Origin of the sequence: Martinezella calliandrae, from assembly GCF_030272695.1 — a bacterium.
GTDB classification, from domain to species: domain Bacteria; phylum Pseudomonadota; class Alphaproteobacteria; order Rhizobiales; family Rhizobiaceae; genus Rhizobium; species Rhizobium calliandrae.
This window is the reverse complement of record NZ_JARFYN010000021.1, coordinates 56,854-76,197: the sequence shown is the minus strand read 5'-3', so window position 1 is coordinate 76,197 and position 19,344 is coordinate 56,854. Positions and strand designations below refer to the sequence as shown.

Sequence of the window (19,344 nt, the reverse complement as noted above, 5' to 3'; positions counted from 1 at the left end):
AGGGGTATTCGCAATGGCAGATCACGACAAGAATCTACTCGACTCTCTGGTGCGCAAACGCGTTTGCCTTGTTTCGGCGGTCTCGGCGTTGACTGCCAAGGCGTTGAAGCTCGCCCAAGCGATTTCCGGGATCGACATGGACACCCTTCGGCTTGAGCTTGAGATCGGTCGAAATGCCCCGAGCGCCCAACTGGTGCAAGAATTGCATGAGAGTCGGGAGAATGCAGCGCGGATGCAAGCAGCTCACGGCGATTGCCTGGAGGAGATAGCGGCCGCCGAAGAGGAAGTTGCCGACGTCGACCGGCAGATCGCGGCGGCGCGACAGGGTGGTGGAGGATATACATGAACCAACAGACTGTACCCAATCCCGGACTGTTCGACTTACTGGCCCGTCAATGGCAATGCCCAGCCATCCGCCTCTGTTTCAATGACGACGACACGATGCTCGCGATCATGCGAGCAGACGGTGCGGTCGCAATGGCACGGTTGGCCGATAACGAGCCGCCGGAAGCCCGTATCAAGATCGATAGCGCACAGATGACGATCAGGCCTCGGCAGGGCAGGCCGGCGCCGCTGATCCGGACGAGACTGAAGGACGGAGCGGCTGTTTCTGCCTGCACCGAAGGAGACTTCCTCGTCTTGACGGCAAATGGCGAGCTCCTTCGCCTGAGCCGTGCTGGCGAACCAGGCGCTCGGCTTTTTGCGGACAAGGCTCCCATCGTCGCCTTTGACCATAACGCTTCGTCCGGCGTTACCACGGCCATGACGGCGGACAGGCTCTACCTGCAGTCCGAGAGGAGAGGGGCGGTTGGCGAAATCGGGATCGAGGGTCTGACCGCGGATATCCTGTCCATTTCCGAGGACGGCAACATGATCGCGCTTGCCGGTGCCGACGGGCTCATCATTTGCCGGGCCGATGCATCAAGGCGACCGGAGCGCCTGGCGACATTTCCGGCGCGGCCGCTGTCGTTGCAGTGGAGCTTCGATGGCCGGTGGCTGGCATGCGGTCTGGAAATGGGTGGATTGCGTCTGCTCGACACCGCGAACGGGCGCATGGCCAATCTTGTCGATTTTCCCGGCCCGGTCGGCATGCTCGGTTGGAGCCGCGCCTCCAATGCCCTCGTAGCGTCCGGCGCATTCCGCATAGCCGGATGGTCGATGGATGCGCCGCCCTTTGATGCGAACGCGACGGGTGCGCTCGGCACCGGCCGGCCCGGCCTCGATATCGTCGAAGCGGCGGCGGCGCATCCTGCCGATCGGCTGGTCGCGGCAGGCTATGCCAATGGTCGGGTTGTCGTCGCGCAGATTGGTTCTCCGCAGGAGCTGATCGTGCGCCACGCGGGCGGTGCGGTCCACGAATTGCGATGGAGCAACGACGGCAATCATCTGGCGTTGGCCGACAGCCTCGGCAATGTCGCTGTCGTCACCTTTCCCAAACAACTCTTCAAGTAGCAGCGAGTGGAGGACATCATGCAAAAGGAACTGACGGCAGAGGAAAAAAGCAAGGACGCCTTTTTCGAGAGGATAGCCAGGCTATCTCAGGAAATGGTTGCCGAGCACGGCAGGGATTTCAGCATGGGCGCACTGGTGCTTGGCGCGCGATGGATCGCGGAAGGACGCGCGGACGTCGACAGAAAGACCAACTGACGACTTTCACCGCCGTCGGAATCATCATGAAGCCGACGGCGGGAAAATATGCATCGCGGATCGAGACAACGCAGTGGCCGGCTCAGGCCAGGCGCGGCATGTCCCGATGCATGTTGCGCTCCTCGCGATAGAGCAGACAGACCGTGCGGAGCACGGAGGCGAGATTGGGCGCGCTGCCGTGCTGCTCCAGCGCTTCATAATATAGTTCGGCAATCAGTTTTGAGGTCGACATTCCCTCTAGCGCGGCCATGTCTTCCAGCGCTCTCCAGAATGCATCCTCCAAACGCACACTGGTTGAATGCCCGGCGATACGCACCGAACGATTGACTTTTAAAAACCGCTCGCGACTTTGTGTCGTTACCATCCTGCACATCATGCTTTTCTCCTCCCTGTTCATTCAGTGTAGTTCGCCAAGGCGACAGGCGAGAGGCTCGATACGCCGAGGGTCGGTGTCGCCCGTCGTCGACGAAACCAATCCATCGGCGTTTGGTGTTATCCTAAAGGCCCGTCGGCCACGATCAGGTTCCGTCATCGGCCCTTGCGCTATCTCGTCCGGCTCAGGGGATAAGCACAGCGCGGCCGTGGATCTTGCCGCTGTGGAGATCCCTGAGCGCCTGGTTGGCATCGGAGAGCCGATATTCGACCGTCGTCAGATCGACCAGACCGCGGTCGGCAAGCGCCATCAGCTCGACCAGTTCGGCCCAGGTGCCGACCAGATTGCCGATGATATTCTTCTCGGTGATGACCATATCCACTGTTGGCACGCGGATATCCTCGCCGTAGCCGACGACATAGTAGCTGCCCATAGATCGAGTCATGGCGAGCCCCTTGGTCGTGGTGCCCTTTTCGCCCACGAAGTCGATCACGGCCTCGGCCCCTTGTCCGCCCGTCAACTGCAGCACGGCTTCTACCTCGTTGCCATCGGCCTTGACTGTCTTGTCGGCACCGACCTTGCTGGCAAGCGTCAGCGACGCCTCGGACTTGTCGACGACGACGACGTCGGCAGCGCACATAGCCTTGAGGCATTGGATGCCGATATGACCGAGACCGCCGGCGCCGATGACGACACAGGTTTCGCCGGGCAGAAGATGCCGGGTGGCCTTCTTGGCGGCCCGATAAGCCGTCAGGCCCGCATCCGCGTAGGGCGCCACTTCCTTCGGTGCCAGCGTCTTCGGCAACGCGACGATGTTGCGCTCCGACGTGCAGAGGTATTCGGAATAACCTCCGTTGCAATCGAGCCCTGGGAACTTGCCAGGGCCGTGCATGTCGAAACCCCGGCGGCAAGCAAGGCACGTGCCGCCCGAAATCTTCGGATGGACGATGACCGGGTCGCCGACCTTGATGCCTTCGACCTCCTTGCCGACAGCTTCCACCCAGCCTGCATTTTCATGGCCCATGATGAGCGGCAGCAGATTGTTGCCGTTCGGGTCCATATGCGGACGCCAGACACCCTCGATGATGTGAAGATCGGTGCGGCAGACGCCCGCCCCACCTATCCGGACGATGACATCGGTCGATTTGCTAATGGCGGGATCCAGGACGTTCTGGAGCGAGACCCATTGGTCCGCCGTCAGCGCATCGTCGTATTTCGTGAGCACCTGTGCCTTCATGTCGTTTCTCCTCCTCTTTCAATAGAACATGTGTCCGCTTCTCCGGAATAGAGTGGCAAACTCCATGCCAGCCTTCGAAAATAAGAAAAATCAATAGGTTGATCGATATCTCGATTTGCCGCGGTGTTCAGCGGGTGAACGCTCGTCTGCTTCGACTGTCCAGTTTGTGTCTATTGCAAGGGGCATGGCGCGGCCCTATCCTTCGAAAATGGGTGACGCATGAGGAGGAGCCATGCAACATCTGTCGGGTATTGATCGCGCGCGCTATGCGCTTGAAATGGGCCAAAGGATTCCTGTCGGCGCCCTGCAGCCGGTTGTTGCCGCGAGCTGGCAACGCTGTCGCGACAATGGCCTCGATCCCCACAAACCGCCGCAGCAGAAAGTCATCTCGTTTTCCGATATCAAGCGCCGCCGGGAGGCAAAGTCGGCCATGCGACATCTGGCCTTGGCGGAAATGCAGTTGCTCTATTCACAGATCGCCGGCTCCAACTTCATGATTGCGCTCGCGGACGCTGACGGCATCGTGTTGGATACGATCAGCGACCAGCATTTCGCCGACAGTGAGGCAGGGCGCACCATCCTGCCGGGCAGCGTGTGGAGCGAAAATGAACGCGGCACCAACGCGCTGGGCCTGGCCGCTATGGTTGGAACATCCGTGGCGATCTATGGTCGCGAACATTATTTTGCCGGGCATGGTCACCTAAGCTGCATGGCGGCTCCGATCCTCAATCCGCATGGCGAGATATTCGGCCTGCTCGACGCCTCATGCACGCATGAGGCACGACAGGAACATACGCATGCGCTTGTGCGCATGGCGGCAGCGCAGATAGAAAAAGGGTTGGTCTATCGGGAGTGTTCCGACAGCTTCGTCTTTGCCTTTCATCCGCGCGTGGAATACCTCGATACCTTGTCCGCCGGCCTCCTATCCGTCTCGCCGGACGGTAGCGTCACGTCGATCAACAGTCGCGGCAAGGCGCTGCTGGCGGGCCTGCCCGCAATGCTCGGCAGCCACTTCGACACGCTGTTCGAAGCCGGGTTCGGGGCGGCAATGGACGGCCTTCTCAATGGTGGCTGCATACGTATCCGCGATCGCGCCGGCAGTGGCGTCTTCATGATCTGCCGGCAGATCGGCCAGGGTCGTTTCAGGGCGCACAAGTCTCCGGCGTCCACTATGCCGCCGCTGCTGCAAAAGCAGGACATGCCGGATTTCGTCTGTGACGACCATAGCGTAAAGCGGTCGCTTGGCGATGTCTCCAGCGCGGCGAAGCTCCGCATGCCCATCCATATTACCGGCGAAACCGGCACCGGAAAGGAACTGATGGCGCGGCACATCCATCGGGTCAGTGGCCGCAAGGGCGAGTTCGTAGCCCTGAACTGTGGCGCCCTGCCGGAGGATCTTTTCATCTCCGAGATATTCGGACATGAACGCGGCGCCTTCACCAATGCCCGTGTGGAGGGTGCACCGGGCCTCGTCCGCAGTGCCGATCGAGGAACGCTGTTCCTCGATGAGGTGGCGGAAATCCCTCTTGCTGCCCAGACCTCGCTGTTGCGTTTCCTCGACAGCATGGAGGTGCGCGCGGTGGGCGGCCAAAAGGTCGATAAGGTGGACGTGCAGATCGTCTCCGCCACCAACCGCGATCTTGAGCGAATGGTCACTGAGCGGCTTTTCCGCGCCGACCTGTACTACCGGCTCAACGCCTTCACCGTGCATCTGCCGCCGCTTAGGGCGCGCAGCGATTTTGCTGCCATCGTGCGCTACCTGATGGAGAAAATGGCGCCCGGCACGCCGGTGACCGATGCGGCGATCGCCAATCTCTCGATGAGGCACTGGCGGGGCAATATCCGCGAACTGAAGACGGTGCTGCAGCGGGCGTTGGTACGGCGGCGCACGGACTATATCGATGAGGATTGCTGCGACGAAGCCGTGCCTGCCTTGAATTCGTCCGAGGACTGCTGCGAGGAATGCCGCCGCCGCCCGCTCAGCCGTGCGAAATGCCAGGAGATACGCTCGGTCTATCGCAAGACCAATGAGAACGTCTCTCAGACCGCCCGTGCCCTCGGCCTTTCCCGGACGACGGTGTACAAACATGTCGGCTCGCCGCAGGGATATCGGACGCGCGTGGACTAAGCGTCCTCGGCAACACGAACCGCTCTTTACCCAGCCGCCTCGATGATGCGGCTGCGACCAAGCGCCCTGAACACCGTTTGCACGATGCCGGCCCGGTCGAGGCCGGCTTTCGCGTTCATGACCTCGGGCTTGGCCTGTTCCATCCAGATGTCTGGCATCACCAGCGTGCGGATCTTCAGGCCGTTGTCGAGCAGGCCCTCGGTCGCGAGGAATTGCACGACCTGGCTGCCGAAGCCGCCGACCGAGCCTTCCTCGATGGTGATCAGCACTTCGTGGTGGCCGGCAAGCTGGCGGATGAGACCGTGGTCCAGCGGCTTGGCGAAGCGAGCGTCGGCAACCGTGGTCGGCAGGCCGGCAGCGTCGAGATCTTCCGCAGCCGCGAGACTATCGGCCAGACGCGTGCCGAAGGACAGCAACGCCACTTTCGATCCCTGCTTGACTATGCGGCCCTTACCGATCTCAAGAATTTCACCGCGTTCCGGCAGTTCGATGCCGACGCCTTCGCCGCGGGGATAGCGGAAGGAGATTGGGCCAAGATCGTAGGCCGCCGCTGTGCGCACCATGTGCTTCAGTTCTGCTTCGTCGGAGGCGGCCATGACCACGAAGCCGGGTAGGGTGGCGAGAAAGGCCGTGTCGAAGGAGCCGGCGTGAGTCGGTCCGTCTGCGCCGACGAAGCCGGCGCGATCGATCGGGAAGCGCACCGGCAGACCCTGGATCGCCACATCATGCACCACCTGGTCATAGGCGCGCTGCAGAAAGGTGGAATAGAGTGCAGCGAACGGCTTAAAGCCCTCGGCGGCCAGGCCAGCCGCAAAGGTGACGGCATGCTGTTCGGCAATGCCGACGTCGAAACAGCGGGCGGGGAAAAATTCCTGCAATTTGTCGAGGCCGGTGCCGTTCGGCATGGCGGCGGTGATGCCGACGATTTTCTCGTCCAACATGGCTTCCTGCACGAGGGCGTCGGCAAAGACGCTGGTGTAGCTAGGTGCGTTCGGCTTGACCTTGGCCTGGGCGCCGGTGATAACGTCGAACTTGTTGACGCCATGATACTTGTCCGCTGCCGCCTCGGCGGGGGCATAACCCTTGCCCTTTTGCGTCACGACATGGATCAGCACCGGGCCTTGTGCATGGTCCCGTACGTTACGCAGGACCGGCAGCAGGTGGTCGAAGGAATGGCCGTCGATCGGGCCGATATGATAGAAGCCCATCTCCTCGAACATCGTCCCGCCGGTGACGTAGCCTCGCGCATGCTCGACGGCACGCGTAATGGCGCGGTCGACATTCTTGCCGAGGTAGGCGGTCAGCTTCTTGCCGAAATCGCGGAAGCCCATATAGGTGCGGCCGGAAGCAAGTCGGGCGAGATAGGCGCTCATGGCCCCAGTCGGCGGTGCGATCGACATGTCGTTATCGTTGAGAATAACGATCAGCCTGGCGTCGAGGGCGCCGGCATTGTTCAGCGCCTCATAGGCCATGCCGGCCGACATCGCGCCGTCGCCAATGACCGCAATGACGCGGCGATTGGTCTTGTCGAGTTCGGCGGCGACCGCCATGCCGAGGCCGGCGGAGATCGACGTGGAAGAATGCGCGGCGCCGAAGGGATCGTATTCGCTTTCCGCGCGGCGAGTGAAGCCGGAAAGCCCACCTTCCTGGCGCAGCGTCCGGATGCGCTCGCGGCGGCCGGTCAGAATCTTGTGCGGATAACACTGATGGCCGACGTCGAAGATCAGACGGTCGTTGGGCGTGTCGAAAACATTGTGGATGGCAATGGTGAGTTCGACGACGCCGAGGCCGGCGCCCAGATGTCCACCCGTGCGCGATACCGCATCGATCATCTCGTCGCGGAGCTCGCGGGCAAGTTGCGGCAAGTCCCGGTCCTCCAGCTTTCGCAGGTCGGAGGGATAGTGGACCTGGTCCAGCAGGGGTGTCTCTGGCATGTGTGTCAAGGCTGAAGCCTCTTTCTTGCTATTCTTGGGCGGCAGCCCGCCTTTATCTCAAAACAGATTGCGGCAAAAGGCGCCGAATTCAAGGAGTTCCTGAACAAGAAACATTTGGCGTTGTTATGAACTCGTTAGCTTTCCGGCAAAGGAATAAACTCTTCCTCGTCTCCCGGCACGATGTCGAAGCGGCCGGTGCGCCATTCTTCCTTGGCCTTTTCGATGCGTTCCTTGGAAGACGAGACGAAATTCCACCAGATATAGCGCTTCGAATTGAGCGCTGCACCACCAAAAAGCATAAGATGACAGCCATTTTCGGCTGTCTCCAGGGTAATGGCGTCGCCTGGGCGGAAGACAAGGAGCTGATCCATTTCGAAACGGTCGCCCGCAACAATGAGCGATCCGGACAGAATATAGGCCGCGCGCTCCTCATGTCCTGCGGCGAACGGAAACTTCGTGCCGGGCTGAAGCTGCAGATCGACATAGAGCGTGTCTGAGAAGGACTTTACCGACGATCTGAGGCCTTCGAAACTGCCGATCACCACGCGCCCGGTCACGCCAGCATCAGCGATGGTCGGCAAGTCATCTTTTTCCGTGTGGGCGAAGGAAGGATCGATCTCCTCCTTGTCGTCGGGAAGGGCGAGCCATGTCTGTAGGCCAGACATGGCAAACGGATGATCGCGCAGGTTTTGTGGTGTGCGCTCGGAATGCACGATGCCGCGCCCGGCCGTCATCAGGTTGACGTCGCCGGGACGAATGACCTTTTCCGTGCCGAGGCTGTCCATGTGGCGGATTTCCCCATCAAAAAGATAGGTGACGGTCGACAGGCCAATATGCGGATGCGGCCTCACATCCAGGGCTTCGCCGGGCCTGAGCACCGCGGGACCCATGCGGTCGAAAAAGATGAACGGTCCGACAAGCCGCCGCCGACTGCTCGGAAGCGCCCGGCGCACGAAAAATCCGCCTAGATCGCTGGTGCGCGGAATGATGAGATGCTCGATCGCGTCACAGGCGAAAGCATCGCCGGGCAGTGGATCTTTGCCAGGAAAGAAGGACATGGCGGGATCTCCATTGAGTTGCGGATTAAGTTAGCCGGAAAGAGGAATAAGCGATAGGCGAAGCTCTGGGAATATCGCAGCCCGTAGCTCCGTCTGCCGAAAGGGCATGAGCCGATGAGCTGGATCATCGCTTGCCTTGCTCCCCGATATCAAAGATCCGCCGTCGTGGCGGTGAGCCGGGCGCCTTCTTGCCAATTGCGGCGCGCACGGCCTCCTGTCGAGCTTTATGCCTTACTGTCCGTCCAGCGGTTCCGTCCCCTGCGGCTTGGCGGCCCGATCGAGCCTGATCTTCTCGATGCGGCTCTCGGCGGCCGACAGCAGGGCTTCGCAATGCTTCTTCAGCGCTTCGCCACGCTCGTAGATGGCGATGGAATCATCGAGTGCGACGTCGCCGCGTTCCAGCCGCGCGACGATGCTTTCGAGCTCCGCCACGGCCTTTTCGAAGGAATAGCCGGACACATCCACTTTGGCGTTTTCGCTCATCGTCACCCCTTCATCATGCGCAGAATATGCAGGCCCGCCGATTCGGCGAGGCCTTCGAGATCATAGCCGCCTTCGAGCAGGCTGACGACCCGGTTCTTGGCGCTGCGGTCGGCGGCTTCCAGGATACGCCCGGTCGCCCAGTCGAAATCCTCGCCGGTGAGGTTCAATTGCGCCAGTGGATCCCGATGATGGGCGTCGAACCCGGCGGAGATGATAATGAGGTCGGGGCGGAAATCGTCGAGCGCCGGAAGGACACGGGATTTGAAAGCTTCCCGGAAATGGTCGCCGCCGGTATTGGGTGAAAGCGGTGCGTTGACGATAGTATTATGCGCGCCGCGCTCGTCTTTTTTGCCGGTGCCGGGGTAAAGCGGCATTTGGTGCGTCGAACAGAAGAGCACCGACGGGTCGTCCCAGAAGATGTCCTGGGTGCCGTTGCCGTGGTGCACGTCCCAGTCGACGATGGCGACGCGCTCGGCCCCGTGAACCTTCTGGGCATGGCGGGCGGCGATCGCCACGTTGTTGAAAAAGCAGAAGCCCATGGCCTTGGCCTTCTCGGCATGGTGCCCAGGCGGGCGGGCTGCGACGAATACATTGTCCGCTGCGCCCGAGAACACGTCGTCGACCGCCGCCATTGCGGCACCGACACCGTGCAGCACCGCCTGCAACGTCTTCGGGCTGGCATAGGTGTCGGCGTCGAGCTGGTTGATTTCGCCTTCGTCGCCGCTATCGGGGATCGAGCGCAGGACGAAGGTCAGATGCTCTTCTGGATGCGCGAGCAGAACAGCGTCCTCATTGGCGAGCGGCGCCTTGCGCCGGTCCAACCGTTCGAAGTTCGGATGCTCCAGCGCGATATTTAGCGATCGCAGCCGGTCCGGCCTCTCCGGATGACCCGGAGGGGTGAGGTGTTCCAGGAAGATGGGGTGCTCGTAAAGGCGTGTGCTCATGAAACCAAATCTATAGACGGGATGTGACGTCTGTTACAGGGACATGGGTAGTATCACCATAATGTCAACAATCCATCTTAACCACGTTGAGTGACCGCCCGTTTACTTCCTGGGGCGCGATGTTAAGCTTTCGTTAAGGTGCGAGCCGCGCCGGCCAGGGTTTTGCGTGATGATGAGTGTAGAACGATCTGATGTCATCGAGATGCGAGTGCCGCCTCGCGATGTCGACAGGCACGGGCAGATGTTCATCGCCTCGTACATCTCCCAGGCCGAAACCGCATTGTCGAAATTCTGGCGTGCCCGCCCGCTGGTAAACGACGAGCCCACCTATATCGCCACCAAGGCTTCCTGCTCGCTGCACCGGGCGCTGCGCTTTGACGATCTCGCCCGCTTTTCGGTCAGCGTCAACAAGATAGGCGGCAAGTCCATCGGCTTCCTGGTCATGGTCGAAACCGGTAACGAACTGGCGGCCGAGGTGGAAATCCTCTGGTTGGCCGTGCGCGGCGAAGAACACGATCCCGTGGCACTGCCCGAAGATACCCGCGACTGGCTCTACAAGTATCTGGATTGACGTCTCAGTCGATCACAAGCCTGTCCGAAAACCGCTCCATCCTCAGCTCCGCTGCGGCAGAAGGGGATAGCCGACCATGACGGCGCGGCCGACGAGGGCGGCGACGACAGCCTTGATGAGATCGCCCGGAACGAAGCCCATCGACCCCAGGAACGCTTTGGTGAAGCCGATATTGGCGGCAATCGCGAGCCAGGCAATGCCGAAAGCGTAAAGAACCACGACGCCGCCGGCCACTGAAGCGATGAAGAAGCCGATGCCCTGGGCGAGGCCCGTCTGTTCGGCTTTGACGAGCCGCTCGGAAAGATAGCCGGTGACGTAGGCGGCGAAGATCCAGCCGATGAAGTAGCCTGCTGTCGGGCCTACGAAGACCGCCAGCCCGCCGCGGCCGCCAGACAGCACCGGCAGGCCGATGGCCACCAGCACGACGACGATCAGCACCGCGATCGCGCCGCGCCTGGCGCCGAGCACCACGCCCGCCAGCATGACGCCGAGCGACTGGGCCGTGATCGGCACCGGGATGATGCCGATCGAGATCGGCGGTAACAGGCCGAGCGCCACTATGATGGCGGCAAAAAGCGCGGACAGAACGAGGTCGCGAGTGGTCATGACGGCTCCATTCGAAAACACTGTCTTTCAATGCCGCCGAATGCCGCGGGCGTCAATCGCAGCCGCAATATTGTCGGCATCACGCAGCGTCAGGATGATTAGCGGCGCCAGCGCGGTTGTGATGCGCATTTTGATCCCGCGCGCCTCATGCGCCTCTCGGATGGCGCGGTAACGATCGAGAATTTCTGGGACGAAGCGTACGACGAGACCGACAGCAAGACCAATATCGGCAGCCTTCAGGAGGCCAATCTTTTCCAATGGCGCGGCAAACGCGGTGATCTCGTCGATGAAAGCGGCAATCGACGTCGTTGCCGTCACGGCGGCCGCGAAGAGCACGAGCGCGGACAGGCGCAGCACCGTGACGATAGCGACTTCGAGGGGATTGAAGATCGTGCTGAACAGCGCCACGACGGTAATGGTGAGAATGACCGGCCGCAGTCGTCTCAACGCTTCGCCCATCGGCAACCCGCTGCGGAAATAGAGGAGGGCGCCACCGACGGAGGCAAGGCCGATCAGCGTGGGGGAGCTCGTCAGGAACAATAGGATGCCGAGAGCCGCCAGTACGCCGAGTTTCAGGCGCGGCGTCATTCGGTGCATCCAGGTGTCGGCATCGACGTGCAATGTCTGCATCAGGCGGCAAGCTCCCTGTAGCGTGCTATGGCCTCGGTGGGCGAAGTATCGGCAACGAGGCTGCCTTTATTGAACAGCAGCACGCGATCGAAATCCTCGACCAGCGGCAGATCATGGCTGATGACGATGACATGTTCCGACAGGCCGGCAATGGTTGTCTGCACCAGCGCCCTATTCCTGAGATCGAGCTGATTGGTCGGTTCATCGAGGATGAGGATATCTGGCCCGGTGACGAGCACGGAGCAAAGAGCGGCCATCTGTAGCTCGCCGCCGGAAAGCTCATGCGCTCGCCGCTCCGCCAGGTCGCGAACACTAAATCGGTCGAGAATGCCGTCAACCGCCGCCTCGATCTCGCTCCTGCCGAGGCCGCGGGCCTTGAGGCCGAAGGCGATATCGTCGCGAATGATCGGCAGGATGATCTGGTTCTGCGGTGATTGGAAGATATAGCCGACCTTGCCGAGCACCATTTTGGCGTCGGCGACGGTGTCGAGCCCGTTGACGGTGACGCGGCCGGTCGTTGGCTTGGCAAGCCCATTGATCAGCCGCGCAAATGTTGTTTTGCCGGAGCCGTTAAGCCCGATCACGCCGATGCGCCGCTCGCTCAGCGTCAGGCTAAGCGGCGAAAGCGCAAGCCGCGAGCCGAAATTCACACCGGCATTGTCGAAGCGGATATCCATGCCGCTGGTCCTGTTCCACCCTGATATAGCGGTCCTATAGCCCATCATGAGGAATTATCAAATCAACGCCCATTTGAAAGCATGGGAATTAATGCCTATGATTGACGGATGACGAATCTGCTTTCAAACCGTGACGCCCGCCGTGTCTTCCTCGCCAAACAGGGGCTTTCCAATCCGCCGAACCGCGCCTTGACCAAGGCCGGGCTGCTGCAGTTGATCCACGATATCGGCTTCGTGCAGGTCGACAGTATCGCGACCGTCGAGCGGGCGCATCACCAGATTCTGTTTTCGCGCAACCAGACCTATCGGCGCGAACATCTGACCGAGCTGCTCGAAAAAGACGGGGCGCTGTTTGAAAACTGGACGCATGACGCTTCCATCCTGCCGAGCGCCTTCTTCGTCTATTGGAAGCACCGATTCCGCCGCGAGGAACTGGCGATCGTCGAGCGCTGGCGCAAATGGCGCGGTGAGGGGTTCGAAGCCGCGTTCGAGGAGACCTATGACCGCGTGCTGAAAAACGGCGCTATCACGGCCCGTGAGATCAAGGACGATAATCATACCTCCGGCGGCTGGTGGAACTGGCATCCGAACAAGACGGCGCTCGAATATTTCTGGCGCACCGGCAAATTTGCCATCGCCGGCCGCACCAACTTCCAAAAGGTCTATGATCTTGTCGAACGCGTATTGCCGGAAGCCTTCCACACGCCCGAAGTCGGCCACGACGAATTCGTCGATTGGGCCTGCCGCAGCGCCTTGCAGCGCCTGGGATTCGCCACGTCAGGCGAGATCGCCGCCTTCTGGGACCTGGTAACGCCGCAGGAGGCAAAAGCTTGGGTCGAAGCGCACCGCGCGGAACTGACGGAAATGCTGATCGAGCCCGCAGCTGACGGCAAGCCACGCCGTTGCTTCGCCTTCGCCGATTTCCCAACCACGCTGGACAGTTTCCCCGAAGCTCCTGCGCGGATACGTGTCCTCAGTCCGTTCGATCCGACCTTGCGCGACCGCAACCGCACCGAACGCCTTTTCGGTTTTTTCTACCGCATCGAAGTCTTCGTGCCGGAGCCGCAGCGCGAATACGGCTATTATGTCTTTCCGCTCCTGGAAGGAGACCGTCTGATCGGCCGGATTGACATGAAGGCCGACCGGAAGACGGGCACCCTCGATGTCAAGCGCCTGTGGTTGGAGCCCGGCGTCAAGCCGTCTGCCGGCCGGTTGGAGAAGCTGGAAGCGGAGCTGGAGCGCATCGCCCGTTTCACCGGAGTTGAGAAGGTGGTGTTCCTAGACGGCTGGCGGCCTTAACCACCTCCTCCTTGAGGGGGAGGTTGCGGTGGGTGATCCTGAGTGTGGGGAGCTAGCTTCGCTCCGACGCTCCCCGGAGGGTGAAAAATCAGCAGATCTCCGTCTTGGCAATCTTGATGCCAAAACCTTCGAGGCCGACATAGTGCCGCTCGCGGCTGGTCAGTAGTTTGATCGAGCTGACGCCGAGGTCTTTCAGAATCTGCGCGCCGAGGCCGATTTCCAGCCATTCATTGTCGCGGGCCTGGGCTTCTGCATGGGTCTCGTGGCCAGCCTGGCGGGATTTGCGGCCGTTGTCGAAATGGCCGACGCCTACCGAACCTTCACGGAGATAGACGATAATGCCGCGGCCCTCTTCGGCGATCTTCTTCATGTAGAAGTCGACTGGACGGCGTTTGCCGAACAGGTCTTCGGCCACGCTTTCCGGATGCAGGCGCACCGGAATGTCGATACCGTCTCGGATGTCGCCGAAGACGACGGCGAGGTGCTGCATCGGGTCCCACGGCAGCGAATAGGTGTGAGCGCGCGCCTTGCCGAACGGCGTATCGAGATCGAAGCTTGTGCCGAGTTCGATCAACGTTTCCTTGCGCTGGCGATAGGCGATGAGGTCGGCGACCGAGACGAGCTTCAACCCGTGCTGCTCGGCGAATTCCAGCACTTGCTGGCCGCGCGTCACCGTGCCGTCGTCATTGACGAGTTCGCAGATGACGCCAATCGGCGGCAGGCCGGCGAGCTTGCAGAGGTCGACGGCGGCTTCCGTATGGCCCGAGCGCATTAGCACCCCGCCTTCGCGGGCAACTAGCGGGAAGATGTGGCCCGGGCGTACGAAGTCGGCCGGGCCGACGTTCGGATTGGCGAGATTGCGCACCGTCAAAGTACGATCGTCGGCAGATATGCCCGTGGTCGTACCATGCTTGAAGTCAACCGAGACAGTAAAAGCGGTGGTGTGTGCCGAATCGTTTTCCGCCACCATGGCGTTGAGGTTTAAGCGCTTGGCTTCCTCTCGCGGCATCGGCGCGCAAACGATTCCCGACGTATGGCGGACGATGAAGGCCATCTTGTCGGGCGTGCAATGAACGGCGGCGACGATCAGATCGCCTTCATTCTCGCGATCGTTATCGTCCATGACGACGACGATTTCGCCGGCCTCGAAGGCTCGGAGGGCTTCCACGACGCGCTTTTGGTCATAGGGCATGAATAAAGTCCTTATTTCAACCGGCCCGTCTGGCCGCGGTCTCTGAGGTAATGATCGGCGATGGCGCATGCAACCATCGCCTCGCCGATCGGCACGGCGCGAATGCCGACGCAAGGGTCGTGCCGGCCCTTGGTGCGGATATCGACATTGTGGCCGTCGGCGTCGATCGATCGGCGCTCGGTCAGGATCGAAGACGTCGGTTTGATGGCGAAGCGGGCGATGACGGGCTCGCCGGTGGAAATGCCGCCCAGGATGCCACCCGCATGGTTCGACAGGAAAATGCGGTGGCCGTCGTTGCCCATGCGCATTTCGTCGGCATTTTCTTCGCCGGTCATCTCGGCGGCCCCGAAGCCATTGCCGATCTCGACGCCCTTGACGGCGTTGATCGACATCAGCAACGACGCGATATCCTGATCGAGCTTGCCATAGATCGGTGCGCCGAGGCCAGCGGGTACGCCCTCGGCGACGACTTCGACCACTGCCCCGATCGAGGAGCCGGCCTTGCGGATGCCATCGAGATAGTCCTCCCAGACCGGTACGATTTCCGGATCTGGCGAGAAGAAGGGGTTCTGGTCGACCTGCGCCCAATCCCAATTGGCGCGATTAATCTTGTGCTTGCCGATCTGCACCAGTGCGCCGCGCACGGTGACGCCGGGCACGACGAGACGGGCAATGCCGCCGGCGGCGACGCGCGCCGCGGTCTCGCGGGCCGACGACCGGCCGCCGCCCCGATAGTCGCGAATGCCGTATTTGACGTCATAGGTATAGTCCGCATGGCCCGGGCGGTAGCGACGGGCGATTTCGCCATAATCCTTGGAACGCTGGTCGGTGTTTTCAATCAGCATCGAGACTGGCGTCCCCGTCGAAATCATCGTCTCGCCGTCCTCGTCCAACATCACGCCGGACAGTATCTTGACGAGATCGTCTTCACGGCGCTGCGTGACGAAACGAGACTGGCCGGGCTTGCGCTTGTCGAGCCAGGCCTGGATGTCCTCAAGCTTGAAACGGAGCCCGGGAGGGCAGCCATCAACGACGCAGCCGAGCGCCGGCCCATGGCTTTCGCCCCAGGTGGTGACGCGGAAGAGATGACCGAATGTATTGTGTGACATGGAAGCGACCGGATTGCTGCGGCCCGGCGGCGGCCGCGCCTTTATCTCGTGGAATTGCGGCACACTCATAGGCCAAAAAGCCGCCGAGGCAAATCTTTCTTTCAGCGGTGAACGCGCAGGCGCCGGCAGCGCCGGAATTCGCTTTGCACCTGACATGGTAAACGAAGATTAACGCATGCTGTGGATTGTGAAAATACATTCATCAATTGGGCATCGACCGCCATTGTTGCGGGCAATTTCCGCCATATTCAAAGCGCTATCTGTACACAGTCAAGAATTAGCACCGAAATAAAATCAAGAGGGTACCGACGATGCGCTTCTTTGTTGCGACGCTGCTGGCCACGGCAAGTCTTCTTGCCCCCGTCGCCGGTTTTGCCGAAAGCGCAGACGTCGAGGCCACAATCAAGAAGGTCGATGAGAAGAATTTCAGCATCACGCTGGATGATGGCAAGAGCTATCAGGCGCCCCAAGATTTCGATTTCACCGGCCTGAAGGCCGGCGTTAAAGTCGTCGTCTTCTATACCGAAATCGACGGTAAGCGCGTCATCAACGATCTCGACATCGTGCAGTGAGAATTGGACGCCGTTGCAGACTGGCGCGTTCTTATACCCAGCCGATGATTCTCTGCTGAGGATCGATCTTCAAGATCCGGTCCTGCGGGATTTCCGCTTCGGCAGCATCTTCCTTCGAGACATCGCCGATCAGCCGGAACAGCGAGCGGATCACGCCGCCATGGGTGACGCAGACGGTCGGCCGATCAACCGAAGTCAGCCACGAGCCGACGCGCCAGGAGAGTATTTCATAACTCTCCGCATCTTCGCCTGGAGGGATGAAATCCCATTTGCCGGCATTGCGCTCGGCGAGGCGTTCGGCCTCGGTCGCCTTCAATTCCTTGATGGTAAAGCCTTCCCAGGCGCCGAAGGAGACTTCGACCAGCCGTTCGTCGGTATGGTAGTCCTTTGGCGCCAGTCCCATGGCTTCGCGTACGATCTCCATGGTCTCGCGCGTTCGCCTCAGCGGGCTTGCGACGAAATCGAAAGGCTGGTTTTCGAAAGCGAGGATTTCGCCGAGTTCAACACCATTCTGCCGCGCCTGCGCGCGGCCGATGACATTGAGATCGATGTCCTTTTGCCCCTGCAGCCGGCGCTCGGCATTCCAGTCCGTCTGACCGTGGCGTATCACATAGATGATGGGCGGCACGGTCAGATTTCCTGTTGATCAGTCCTTGACAACGGCGATGTCGGGCGCGTCGACGGCCTTCATGCCGATGGCGTGGTAGCCAGAATCGACATGGTGCACTTCGCCGGTAACGGCGGTGGAAAGATCGGAGAGAAGATAAAGCGCAGAGTTGCCGACCTCGTCGATCGAAACGGTGCGCTTCAGCGGCGCGTTATATTCGTTCCATTTCAGGATGTAGCGGAAGTCGCCGATGCCAGCGGCAGCGAGAGTCTTGATCGGGCCAGCTGAGATCGCATTGACACGAATGCCGCGACCGCCGAGGTCGACGGCGAGGTAGCGCACGCTCGCTTCGAGCGCGGCCTTGGCGACGCCCATGACATTGTAATTCGGCATGACCTTTTCTGCGCCATAATAGGTCAGCGTAATCATCGAGCCACCGTCGTTCATGATGCGCTCGGCGCGCTGGGCAACGGCGATCAGCGAATAGACAGAGATGTCCATCGTGCGGGCGAAATTATCGCGGCTGGTGTCGACGTAACGGCCGGTCAGCTCATCCTTGTCGGAGAAGGCGATGGCATGTACGACGAAATCGATCTTGCCCCATTTCGCTTCCAACGTGTCGATGACGGCGTCGATCGTCGCGGGTTCGGTAACATCGCAATGGCCCGCCATGAAGGCGCCAAGTTCCTGGGCGAGCGGTTCGACGCGCTTCTTTAAGGCGTCGCCCTGCCACGTCAACGCGATTTCGGCACCGGCTTCCGAACAGGCCTTGGCAATACCCCACGCTATGGAACGGTTGTTTGCAACGCCGAGGATGACGCCGCGCTTGCCTGCCATGAGGCCAGTGGCTTGAGCCATATTCTGCTCCCTTGAACTTCGAATGATCCTGCCTATGGCATAGGCCGATCCCCGGTTCAAGCATCGGAAAGATCATCAACTGTTAGGGATCGTAACAAAGGGTGCGGTTGTCACTGAAATTTCACAGAAAAAAGCCCTCGCGCATGCTGCGCATCAAATCGGTAACTTTATCATCCGGTTTTTCCCACAGCATCAAGCGCAATTCCACCACGAGATCGCCCTTCCCGCCATGTCCGTTAGGTAATCCTTCGCCGGAGATTCGGATGACCTGATCCGAACCGGACCACGCGGGGACAGTAAGCTTGACCGGACCGTTTAATCCCTCGACGGTTGTCTCATAGCCGAGCACCGCATTTTCAATGGTCACGGGATGCGTCGTGCGGACGTCGAAGCCATCAAGGGTGAAACGGCTGTCGGTGGAGAGGTGAATAGTGATCGCGACATCGCCACGCTGCATGCCCTGCAGTTTCAGCCCCTGGCCCTTCAGATGCACGACCTGACCATTGCTGATATCCGTCGTCGCTTGGAAGCGAGCCTCCCGTCCGTCGGAGAGCGGAACAGTGATCCAATGCCCCTTAAGCATATCGTCTAGGGTGACAGTCGCTTCGGCCGCGATCTCCGGTGTCTTTTCCGGCGCCTTATCCTGCGTAGTGCTGCCGGTGATGCGGCGTACGAGCGAGCCGAGGATGCCGAAGCGCGAGCGGAAGGCGCTCGGGCCGGTCCCGGTTGCAAGCTGCTCCTCGTCGGCGAAGGTTTCGCCGGCCTCGACGCCATTTGGCTCTTGCTGCTTGCCTGCCTCTCCGGCGCCGGCTTCGGTCGCGGCCGGGTTTGGTGTCGGGCGGGCGGCGGCCTTGGCGCCGAATATGCGCTCGACCATATCCTCGGGTGACTCGGATGCGGTGGCACCAGTAGCTGCCTGCGGGTTGGCGGCCGACGCAGCCTTCTGCGCCTTCTGGGCATTGGCGCGGGCGAGCTCTTCCAGTATTTTTTCCGCGTTGGCGCGCGCGGCCTTGGAACGCTCAGCCGCTTCGCGAGCCGCCTGGCGCTGCTGCATGATGGTCTGTTCTTTGCTTTGACCACTTGCTTCGGCCATGCGAGCCACCTGGTCGTAGCGGCTGCGCTTCTGCGGGTCCTTCAGCGTCTCATAGGCACGGCCGATTTCGGCAAACCGCTCGGTTGCCGTGGGATCGCCGATGTTATGGTCTGGATGCACGGCTTTGGCGAGGTTGCGCCACGCCGCCTTGATTTCGTCTGCCCCAGCATCCCTCTTTACGCCAAGCACCTTATAAGGATCGCGCATCGTTATAACCACCGTTTTGATGGGCGTGCCCGGCCTCGTTGTGGCACCCCAAAAGAATGAAACAAGACATGGATCGCGCCGCATCCTTGCTGGAAGCAAGAATGATTGACGCGCATATG

The 19,344-nt window shown here is 60.8% G+C and carries 22 protein-coding genes; 8 read left to right on the top strand and 14 right to left on the bottom strand.

What is annotated here, in order from left to right:
* Positions 1-13: 13 nt before the first annotated feature.
* The 3 genes from PY650_RS17700 to PY650_RS17690 are packed head-to-tail and all read left to right on the top strand — an operon-like array spanning position 14 to position 1,647.
* On the top strand, positions 14-346 hold the full coding sequence (locus PY650_RS17700; RefSeq protein WP_285880746.1) for a hypothetical protein: 333 nt from the start codon (positions 14-16) through the stop codon (positions 344-346).
* Entirely contained in the window at positions 343-1,452 is a 1,110-nt protein-coding gene (locus PY650_RS17695) for a WD40 repeat domain-containing protein (RefSeq protein ID WP_285880745.1), read from the top strand. Before PY650_RS17700 ends, PY650_RS17695 begins: the two co-directional genes overlap by 4 nt.
* Before the next feature lie 18 nt (positions 1,453-1,470).
* Positions 1,471-1,647: a hypothetical protein gene (locus tag PY650_RS17690; RefSeq protein ID WP_285880744.1), complete on the top strand. Its 177-nt coding sequence runs from the start codon at positions 1,471-1,473 to the stop codon at positions 1,645-1,647.
* Positions 1,648-1,729: 82 nt separating this feature from the next.
* On the opposite strand, the gene PY650_RS17685 is transcribed toward PY650_RS17690, so the two are convergent.
* Together PY650_RS17685 and PY650_RS17680 are read right to left on the bottom strand one after the other, a co-directional pair.
* Positions 1,730-2,023: a ribbon-helix-helix domain-containing protein gene (locus tag PY650_RS17685; RefSeq protein ID WP_349644497.1), complete on the bottom strand. Its 294-nt coding sequence runs from the start codon at positions 2,021-2,023 to the stop codon at positions 1,730-1,732.
* Positions 2,024-2,204: 181 nt separating this feature from the next.
* Entirely contained in the window at positions 2,205-3,257 is a 1,053-nt protein-coding gene (locus PY650_RS17680; protein ID WP_285880743.1) for an NAD(P)-dependent alcohol dehydrogenase, read from the bottom strand.
* Positions 3,258-3,489: 232 nt separating this feature from the next.
* Here PY650_RS17680 and PY650_RS17675 point away from each other — a divergent pair, with 232 nt between their 5' ends.
* A complete protein-coding gene (locus PY650_RS17675; RefSeq protein WP_285880741.1) occupies positions 3,490-5,385 on the top strand; it encodes a sigma-54-dependent Fis family transcriptional regulator in 1,896 nt (631 codons plus the stop codon).
* Between the two features lie 26 nt (positions 5,386-5,411).
* Here the strand turns inward: PY650_RS17675 and dxs are convergent, their stop codons facing one another.
* The 4 genes from dxs to PY650_RS17655 form a co-directional block, all read right to left on the bottom strand.
* Complete coding sequence (dxs, locus tag PY650_RS17670; protein ID WP_285880740.1) at positions 5,412-7,328, bottom strand: 1-deoxy-D-xylulose-5-phosphate synthase; 1,917 nt, start codon at positions 7,326-7,328, stop codon at positions 5,412-5,414.
* A 125-nt stretch (positions 7,329-7,453) separates the two neighbouring features.
* Complete coding sequence (locus PY650_RS17665; protein WP_285880739.1) at positions 7,454-8,377, bottom strand: pirin family protein; 924 nt, start codon at positions 8,375-8,377, stop codon at positions 7,454-7,456.
* Between the two features lie 231 nt (positions 8,378-8,608).
* Positions 8,609-8,860: an exodeoxyribonuclease VII small subunit gene (locus PY650_RS17660; protein WP_285880738.1), complete on the bottom strand. Its 252-nt coding sequence runs from the start codon at positions 8,858-8,860 to the stop codon at positions 8,609-8,611.
* Positions 8,861-8,862: 2 nt separating this feature from the next.
* A complete protein-coding gene (locus tag PY650_RS17655; protein WP_285880737.1) occupies positions 8,863-9,804 on the bottom strand; it encodes a histone deacetylase family protein in 942 nt (313 codons plus the stop codon).
* Positions 9,805-9,973: 169 nt separating this feature from the next.
* Between PY650_RS17655 and PY650_RS17650 the strand changes: the two genes are divergently transcribed.
* Positions 9,974-10,375 carry an acyl-CoA thioesterase gene (locus PY650_RS17650; RefSeq protein ID WP_285880736.1) on the top strand — a complete coding sequence of 134 codons (402 nt, stop codon included), beginning with the start codon at positions 9,974-9,976 and terminating at the stop codon, positions 10,373-10,375.
* 42 nt (positions 10,376-10,417) lie between these two features.
* Here the strand turns inward: PY650_RS17650 and PY650_RS17645 are convergent, their stop codons facing one another.
* Genes PY650_RS17645 through PY650_RS17635 form a run of 3 tightly spaced genes read right to left on the bottom strand, consistent with a single transcriptional unit; the run spans position 10,418 to position 12,288 of the window.
* Complete coding sequence (locus tag PY650_RS17645; protein ID WP_285880735.1) at positions 10,418-10,981, bottom strand: biotin transporter BioY; 564 nt, start codon at positions 10,979-10,981, stop codon at positions 10,418-10,420.
* 27 nt (positions 10,982-11,008) lie between these two features.
* Positions 11,009-11,611 (bottom strand): energy-coupling factor transporter transmembrane component T family protein, encoded by a 603-nt coding sequence (locus tag PY650_RS17640; protein WP_285880734.1) that lies wholly within the window; start codon positions 11,609-11,611, stop codon positions 11,009-11,011.
* Complete coding sequence (locus PY650_RS17635) at positions 11,611-12,288, bottom strand: energy-coupling factor ABC transporter ATP-binding protein (protein WP_285880733.1); 678 nt, start codon at positions 12,286-12,288, stop codon at positions 11,611-11,613. The genes PY650_RS17640 and PY650_RS17635 overlap by 1 nt, the downstream gene beginning before the upstream one ends.
* Positions 12,289-12,396: 108 nt before the next feature.
* Here PY650_RS17635 and PY650_RS17630 point away from each other — a divergent pair, with 108 nt between their 5' ends.
* The gene (locus PY650_RS17630; RefSeq protein WP_285880732.1) at positions 12,397-13,587 is read left to right on the top strand and encodes a winged helix-turn-helix domain-containing protein; all 1,191 of its coding nucleotides are present in this window, start codon (positions 12,397-12,399) and stop codon (positions 13,585-13,587) included.
* Positions 13,588-13,675: 88 nt separating this feature from the next.
* Here the strand turns inward: PY650_RS17630 and ribB are convergent, their stop codons facing one another.
* Both ribB and aroC read right to left on the bottom strand, forming a co-directional pair.
* Positions 13,676-14,779 carry a 3,4-dihydroxy-2-butanone-4-phosphate synthase gene (gene ribB / locus PY650_RS17625; protein ID WP_285880731.1) on the bottom strand — a complete coding sequence of 368 codons (1,104 nt, stop codon included), beginning with the start codon at positions 14,777-14,779 and terminating at the stop codon, positions 13,676-13,678.
* Positions 14,780-14,790: 11 nt separating this feature from the next.
* Positions 14,791-15,888 (bottom strand): chorismate synthase, encoded by a 1,098-nt coding sequence (gene aroC, locus PY650_RS17620; RefSeq protein WP_285880730.1) that lies wholly within the window; start codon positions 15,886-15,888, stop codon positions 14,791-14,793.
* Here aroC and PY650_RS17615 point away from each other — a divergent pair.
* Positions 15,887-16,060 (top strand): hypothetical protein, encoded by a 174-nt coding sequence (locus PY650_RS17615; RefSeq protein ID WP_285880729.1) that lies wholly within the window; start codon positions 15,887-15,889, stop codon positions 16,058-16,060. The genes aroC and PY650_RS17615 overlap by 2 nt on opposite strands.
* Before the next feature lie 139 nt (positions 16,061-16,199).
* Positions 16,200-16,460: a DUF1344 domain-containing protein gene (locus PY650_RS17610; protein ID WP_285880728.1), complete on the top strand. Its 261-nt coding sequence runs from the start codon at positions 16,200-16,202 to the stop codon at positions 16,458-16,460.
* Between the two features lie 31 nt (positions 16,461-16,491).
* On the opposite strand, the gene PY650_RS17605 is transcribed toward PY650_RS17610, so the two are convergent.
* The 3 genes from PY650_RS17605 to PY650_RS17595 all read right to left on the bottom strand — a co-directional run bounded on the left by PY650_RS17605 (position 16,492) and on the right by PY650_RS17595 (position 19,225).
* The gene (locus tag PY650_RS17605) at positions 16,492-17,088 is read right to left on the bottom strand and encodes a histidine phosphatase family protein (RefSeq protein ID WP_285880727.1); all 597 of its coding nucleotides are present in this window, start codon (positions 17,086-17,088) and stop codon (positions 16,492-16,494) included.
* Between the two features lie 18 nt (positions 17,089-17,106).
* Positions 17,107-17,925 carry an enoyl-ACP reductase FabI gene (gene fabI, locus PY650_RS17600; protein WP_285880726.1) on the bottom strand — a complete coding sequence of 273 codons (819 nt, stop codon included), beginning with the start codon at positions 17,923-17,925 and terminating at the stop codon, positions 17,107-17,109.
* A gap of 121 nt (positions 17,926-18,046) precedes the next feature.
* Entirely contained in the window at positions 18,047-19,225 is a 1,179-nt protein-coding gene (locus tag PY650_RS17595) for a DnaJ domain-containing protein (protein WP_285880724.1), read from the bottom strand.
* Between the last annotated feature and the right edge of the window lie 119 nt (positions 19,226-19,344).